Below are 6,146 nucleotides of genomic sequence, written 5' to 3' on the forward strand. Positions count from 1 at the left end.
CCACCCAGCACCACGCGCAGCGAAACCTGCTCGCCCAGCAGCGTGGCGGCCATCACCATCGCCACCGGCGGCACCAGGTACAACGCCACTGACGCGCGGCTGACCTCGACATGCCGCAACACATAGGCCCAGGCCAGGTATGCCAGGGCGCTGGGAAAGGCGCCGAGCAACAACACCGCCCAGTTGGCTTGGGTCGATGATTGCGACACCACCGCCGGCAAACCCGGCAAATAGACACACAACAGCAAGGTGCCCGACCACACGGTGTAGCACACCGTGGTCAGCGGGCTGTAGCGCCGGGAATAGTGTTTCTGGATGGTGAAGTAAAGGCTCCACGACAGCGCCGCCAGCAGGATCATCAGTCCACGAGGATCAATCTGCCCCAGGCCATGCTCGCCCCAGATCACCACCAGCACCCCGCTCAAGCCCAGCAGCACGCAACCCCAGCGCCAGCCGGTAACTCGCTCCTTCAAGCCGAAAAACGCCACCAGCACCGTAAACAGCGGAACCGACTGCGCCAGCACACTGGAGGCCGCAGCCGTGACAAATTGCTGGCCGAAATTGATCGTCAGGTGATGCAGGAAAATCCCGAAGAAGCCCAGCACCAGCAACCACGGCAGGTCCCGCAGACGTGGCCGCTCGATCCTCATGACCAACGCGACGCCGGCCATCAATACCGAAGCAATCAGGAACCGTCCCAAGGCCAACTGGCCAGGGCTGTAGCTGTGCAAGGCCAGATGCACGCCAATCGGCGAATACGCCCAACAGAGGATGACGCTGGCAGTGACTAGCGTAAGCTTTACAGGTGACGGGGCTTTCATGAACGGCGTCCAGCAGTGGGAATGCCGTCAGTCTTGGCCCCGGCAAGGCGCAGGACAATTAACCGTTTCTGACTTCTGTAATCACTGGAACTGAGCGATGGAACTGGCCCAACTGAAAATGGTGAAAGCCGTGGCACAAACCGGCAGCGTGGCCCAGGCCGCCCTGCAACTGCACTGCGTGCCGTCCAACATCACCACACGCATCAAGCAACTGGAAAGCGAGTTGGGTACCCCGCTGTTCATTCGCGCCGGGCGCGGGTTGGCGATCAGTGCCGCAGGGGAAGTGTTTCTCGACTACTGCGAGCGCATCCTCGCGCTGGTGGAAGAGTCCAAGCGTGCCGTCGACAGCAACGCGATTCCCCGCGGCAAGCTGCGCATCGGCGCAGTGGAATCCAGCGCCAGTGGCCGCCTGCCGCCGCTGCTGGCCGAATACCATCGACGTTATCCACAAGTGGAGCTGGAACTGGTGACCGGTGCCTGGGCGCAGTTACTCGATGACCTGCAACATCACCGCATCGACGCCGCGCTGGTGGCCGCCGGCGGCAAACGCCCGAAGCTCGAACAAAGCGTGGTCTACAGCGAGCGCCTGGTGCTGATTACCAGCGCCTCCAGCGCACCCATCGAGGACGCCCGGGACCTGGCCGGCCGCACGCTGCTGGTGTGGCCGCCCGGCTGCCCGTATCGCGCCGCCCTGGAGAACTGGCTAAAGCCCCACGACATCAAGCCTGCCATCGCAAGTTATGCCAGTTGGGGCACGATCATTGGCTGCGTCAGCGCGGGGATTGGCGTGGCACTGGCGCCGGAAGGCATCCTGGCGCGCTACGAGCAGGCCAACCAATTGACGTCCTACCGCTTCGACGAATTGGCGGCGGTGGATAACCTGCTGTTCTGGCACAAGGACACCCAACGCCATCTGGCGCGGGATGCCTTTGCGGGGCTGTTGCGGGAGACTTTCGGCTAACCGGTTTTCGCCCCGCTGTGCGTGGGTGCAGGGAGCATCTTCAGCCTTTTGCGGGGGCCAGCCTGGCGTACTGGTCCTGGCTGATCCAGCCCTTGGAAGAGCGGCCTTCGCCATTGATGAACTCGACCTGAGCCCAGCCATCCTTGAACGCCAGTACCGCGACCACATCGTCCTTGACCACGTAGGCACGATGGCTGGCCTTGGCGTCCGGGGTCTTCTGCAGGAAGGCCTTGTCGGACGAAACGGTCACCAGGCCGATCCACTTCTTGGCAGCGGTTTGGGTCAGGTCCAGGCCGGTGGCAATTTCCGGCATCAACACGTTGATGCAGCCGGGATGTTCGCGGCCCTTCTCCACGGTCAGCGTCACACCGTCCGAGGAGGCCGCGACGGTACCCGGATAGGCATCATCCAGCCATGTCGACACCGATGCCTTCGCACCGTCGACCTTGCCCTGCAGGAAGAACGTGCACGAGCGGGTCACGCCCTCGCCCATTTCCTCGGCATAAAACCCCTCCACCTGATGCTCGGGCGTCACGGCCAGCATCAGCCCTTCGTACTTGCCCGAGTGCAGCGTAGCGGCAAACGCCGGCGCACCTGCAGCAACACACACGAAAGAGGCAACCAGCAATCGGGACACGCAACGTTTGAACGGCATTCTATTTTTTCCCTTCAAGTGCTTCGTAGGCTTTTTTGATGCGTTGGTCATAGTCGCCATAATCCTTGCCGTTATAGTTCAGCGCCATGGCGGCGTAATCCTTGTTCTTCATGGCCTTGACCAGGGCCGGGCTCTGGCTGCAAAAACCGAGGAAGGCCTTTAGTTGATGCCCGGCATTAATCTTCATGGCCACCACAAATTCAAACACCGTTTTATAACCGCATGCCGTGAAGTTGGAGCCCATTATCTGAAACATGCCCCAGGAGGCCGATTTCAAGGCCGCTTCCTGATCCAGTGCGAAGGCGGTGGCCATGGTCTCCCAGGCCTTGGTCTGGTCCTTGTTATTGGCCTTCCACTGGGGCCCGGCCTTCTTCACGTAGGGGTACGACAACAGCGGGTGGGTCTGGTCGTATTTACTCTTGGTGTACTTGCGAAAATGGTGCCCTTCAAAGGCGATCACCGGCAACTTGGCCGGGCCGAACCCGGAGCGCCCGCCCGACTCCACCGTGGCGAAGGCCTTGATAATATTGACCGAAATCCCGTTACCCAACTGCGCGGCAGCGTTCTGGAAGTCCGTATCCGTCAGCGTCGTACCGCCGTCGCACGTGGCCTGGAGCATCATCTGCCGGTTGCGCCGCTCGGCCTCGATCATTGCCCGCATGCGGTCCAGATAGTGGTCGACCGTGGCCTGGACCATGTCCGCGCCGGTGTTGCCGAACACATTGAGGAACGTCGGAATACGCAGGGTCGGGTTCGGCTTGACCGGCACCTTCACCGCTTCTTCGATCAGGCTATTGAAGGTGCGCCCGGTAGGGTCGATGACACCATCGGGATGCGCGTATTTCAGGTGGCGGAACTGATACTGGCTGATGCACTGCACCAACTGGCCGTCGCATTTGCCATTTTCCGCCAGGGGGAAACCCAACTTGGGAATGATCAAGTTGAATAAATACTGGATGCATTGAACATCGGCGGGCAAGTTGCGGGCTTTGCCCGGCGCACCGACGGAAGCGCTGATGAGAGTGGGCAACCCTTGCAGGCTTTTCATTACTGACATCCTTGTTAGTTGGAGTAGATGAGCCATAAAGCGCCATCACTTTAATATCATCCATGTGCCACCGACATATTTAGAAATATGTCGCTGGCGCAAACTAACAAGGCGAATTTGGCTTGTCCAGCGCAAGGTTTTAAGGATGTGAGCAATCCCTCACTGACGTCGTCCATGGGAATAATTTTTAAACGGACTGGGCACTTTGCCACTACCTGAGCTACTGTCTGTTTCGCAGGATGCATTGTCGTCCTGACATCTAACAATGACGTCCAGGGACTGACATGAAATCGACCTTTATTGCCTGTGCCATCAGCGGATTGCTCTTCGTCTCGCCAAACACCCACGCAGAAGATTTTGCGGGCTACTTGCTCAAGGCGGTAACGCCAAAAGGTCCGCAATGGCAAACCAAAAACGATGACGAGATGGCATCAGCGTTCGCGAATGCCGGGGTAAAACGATACAAGTGGTCTGCCGACACCGGAAAAGACGAGATCACCCTGTTTGTGTTGCCGGGCCAGAATCAACCGCCAAGCGCGGCCCGTGATTCCGATACCCGGGCCGCCGAGAAGAACTGCAAAAAACATATCAGCCAGACTGACATGGGAGATACCAGCACCCCGTATATGGGCTGGTCGGTGATCTGCACACAGGCGAACGGCAAGGTCATGACCTTGAGGCATTTTGCCTATCAATTAGGGGGCGACACGTACAAGGTTTCCAGGACCTGGAGAGAAATGCCTTCAGAACAAACCGTTGCACAATGGAGCGCAACGCTCGCCAGCATCGCCGACCACATCAACAGCACTAAGCCGTGACACAGGAGGTGCCCATGCGTTGGCTAATCGTGGTATCGACTGTCCTGCTGCTGTTCGGCTGTGCATCCAAACCGCCTGTGGCGCCGCCTGACCTGTCCCGCCCGTCGATCGCCGAGACAAAGTCGGTGGTGTTTGCAGGGAAAACATACGTCCTGAAATACCAGGCCCGGGGCAACGTTCCGCTCTGGGAATATTTCCTCGCACCAGAAAGCGTCAACGCCTGGAGCGAACTGGTGGATTTTCGCCTCGCGCCGCCCCAGACCACCGGCAACGAGCCCCGGGATCTTGCCAACCTGACCGCGCAGGCCCACAAACAGGAATACCCCAACCTTCCGGTGGAGATGTTTTCAGACGAGAAAACCGATGCGATCTACGTGCTGCTGTTTTATCCGACCTCCACACGCAAGGACGGCAGCTTCTTTGAGTTCAATATCTTCAAATACTACAAGGACAACGGGACCGGCCAAATCATCAGCTTCCACTTTGCCAAGAACATCCCGTCCGACACGCCTGCCGCACGACAGGAGTTGCCCGGGCACATGGCGAGGTTGCGCGCAGAAGTGATTCCGGCCATGGGAGAGTTCCCGCTGTACCGTCAGTAACCCTGATGAGCGAACAGCAGAAATCGCTTCGCAGATGACGATTGTCAGCGAAGGGCTTCATAAAAGTATTTTTTTGAATCAAGGAGGGTTGCGTTATGGAGGCAACCCCACCAGCCACACCCCGGCACACAATGTTCCCGCTGTGGCTGCTGCCTTCCGGCTCTGACCAGGTTCACGGGTAATCGTTGCGGGGGGACCGATGGGGTCACCATAACGACGCTCGCCTCTCGGCAAGCCGCGCCATTGTACCGATCTCATCGGAAGTTACAACCGTTGGCGCGGGATTAAAAATATCTGATGGTTCAAGTACTTGGCTGCAGGAGCAAGCTTGCTCCTACAAAAGCACGACCTCGTCCGCCCGACCGCCCTCTTGCTGGATCACCAGGTGAATGAAGTGCAGCTTGGCAATCACCGCCGGCGGCAGGACGAACGGATAGAAATCCGGCTGGCCCATGCTGCGGGACAGTTCGTTGAGCATGCCGGCCAGTTCGATCCACGCATTGACGAATGACAGGAACGCCGTGCCGCCGGGATGCCCGGGGTCGTAGAGGGTGCTGAGGGGGAACGGCTGGTAATCCAGGTCCATCTCCCGGGCGCTCATGCCGAAGCCCAGCGCGGTGTCGACGGCGTCCATCATGTGCAGGTAATGCGCCCAGGTTTCCGCCCAGTCTTCCCACGGGTGCATGGTGGCGTAGGCGCTGACGCAGGTTTGCTGCCAGTCCGGGCGCGGGCCGTTCTGGTAGTGCTGCTCCAGGGCGTCGGCGTAGCTGGCGCGCTCGTCACCGAACAGCGTGCGGAACGGCTCCAGCCAATGGCTGTTTGCGATCAGGCGGTCCCAGTAGTAATGGCCGACCTCGTGACGGAAGTGACCGAGCAAGGTGCGGTAAGGCTCGCGCATCTGTACGCGAATTTTCTCACGGTGGGCGTCGTCGGCTTCCTTGATGTCGAGGGTGATCAGGCCATTGGCGTGGCCGGTGGTGGGCGCGTTGCCTTCCAGGTCGATGCCGACAAAATCGAAGGCCAGGCCGGTGTCTTCATCGACCGTCTTGGGAATCACCTGCAAGCCCAGACTGATGAGTTGGGCCACCAGACGACGCTTGGCGGTTTCGACCTTGCGCCAGCGTTCGGGGTTTTCGGGGATCGACAGGTCGGGAATGGTGCGGTTCAGGCTGCAGGCCACGCACAAGACCTGGCCGTTGTCGGCGGGCAGCAGCCAGTTGCAGGCGGCCGGCGTGTCGAGG

General features: G+C 59.7%; 7 protein-coding genes and 1 other RNA gene. 3 read left to right on the forward strand and 5 right to left on the reverse strand.

Annotation, left to right across the window (positions count from 1 at the left end; all coding sequences use genetic code 11):
* Positions 1 to 821: DMT family transporter (locus HX846_RS19815; protein WP_178965949.1), on the reverse strand; the 821-nt coding region annotated here is incomplete at its 3' end.
* Positions 822 to 918: 97 nt separating this feature from the next.
* Here HX846_RS19815 and HX846_RS19820 point away from each other — a divergent pair.
* Positions 919 to 1,782, forward strand: a complete 864-nt coding sequence (locus HX846_RS19820) for a LysR family transcriptional regulator (RefSeq protein WP_003219067.1) — start codon at positions 919 to 921, stop codon at positions 1,780 to 1,782.
* 40 nt (positions 1,783 to 1,822) lie between these two features.
* On the opposite strand, the gene HX846_RS19825 is transcribed toward HX846_RS19820, so the two are convergent.
* Together HX846_RS19825 and HX846_RS19830 are read right to left on the reverse strand one after the other, a co-directional pair.
* A complete protein-coding gene (locus tag HX846_RS19825; RefSeq protein WP_178965950.1) occupies positions 1,823 to 2,437 on the reverse strand; it encodes a hypothetical protein in 615 nt (204 codons plus the stop codon).
* A 1-nt stretch (position 2,438) separates the two neighbouring features.
* The gene (locus HX846_RS19830) at positions 2,439 to 3,485 is read right to left on the reverse strand and encodes an N-acetylmuramidase family protein (RefSeq protein WP_102368373.1); all 1,047 of its coding nucleotides are present in this window, start codon (positions 3,483 to 3,485) and stop codon (positions 2,439 to 2,441) included.
* Between the two features lie 284 nt (positions 3,486 to 3,769).
* Between HX846_RS19830 and HX846_RS19835 the strand changes: the two genes are divergently transcribed.
* Both HX846_RS19835 and HX846_RS19840 read left to right on the forward strand, forming a co-directional pair.
* The gene (locus tag HX846_RS19835; RefSeq protein WP_178965951.1) at positions 3,770 to 4,303 is read left to right on the forward strand and encodes a hypothetical protein; all 534 of its coding nucleotides are present in this window, start codon (positions 3,770 to 3,772) and stop codon (positions 4,301 to 4,303) included.
* Between the two features lie 14 nt (positions 4,304 to 4,317).
* Positions 4,318 to 4,905, forward strand: a complete 588-nt coding sequence (locus tag HX846_RS19840) for a hypothetical protein (RefSeq protein WP_087694831.1) — start codon at positions 4,318 to 4,320, stop codon at positions 4,903 to 4,905.
* 105 nt (positions 4,906 to 5,010) lie between these two features.
* Here the strand turns inward: HX846_RS19840 and ffs are convergent.
* Together ffs and HX846_RS19850 are read right to left on the reverse strand one after the other, a co-directional pair.
* Positions 5,011 to 5,107: signal recognition particle sRNA small type (ffs, locus tag HX846_RS19845), an RNA gene on the reverse strand.
* A 132-nt stretch (positions 5,108 to 5,239) separates the two neighbouring features.
* The coding region (locus HX846_RS19850) for a putative zinc-binding metallopeptidase (protein ID WP_178965952.1) at positions 5,240 to 6,146 on the reverse strand (907 nt) is incomplete at its 5' end.

This window comes from Pseudomonas sp. K5002, from assembly GCF_013386655.1.
Taxonomy (GTDB): Bacteria; Pseudomonadota; Gammaproteobacteria; order Pseudomonadales; family Pseudomonadaceae; genus Aquipseudomonas.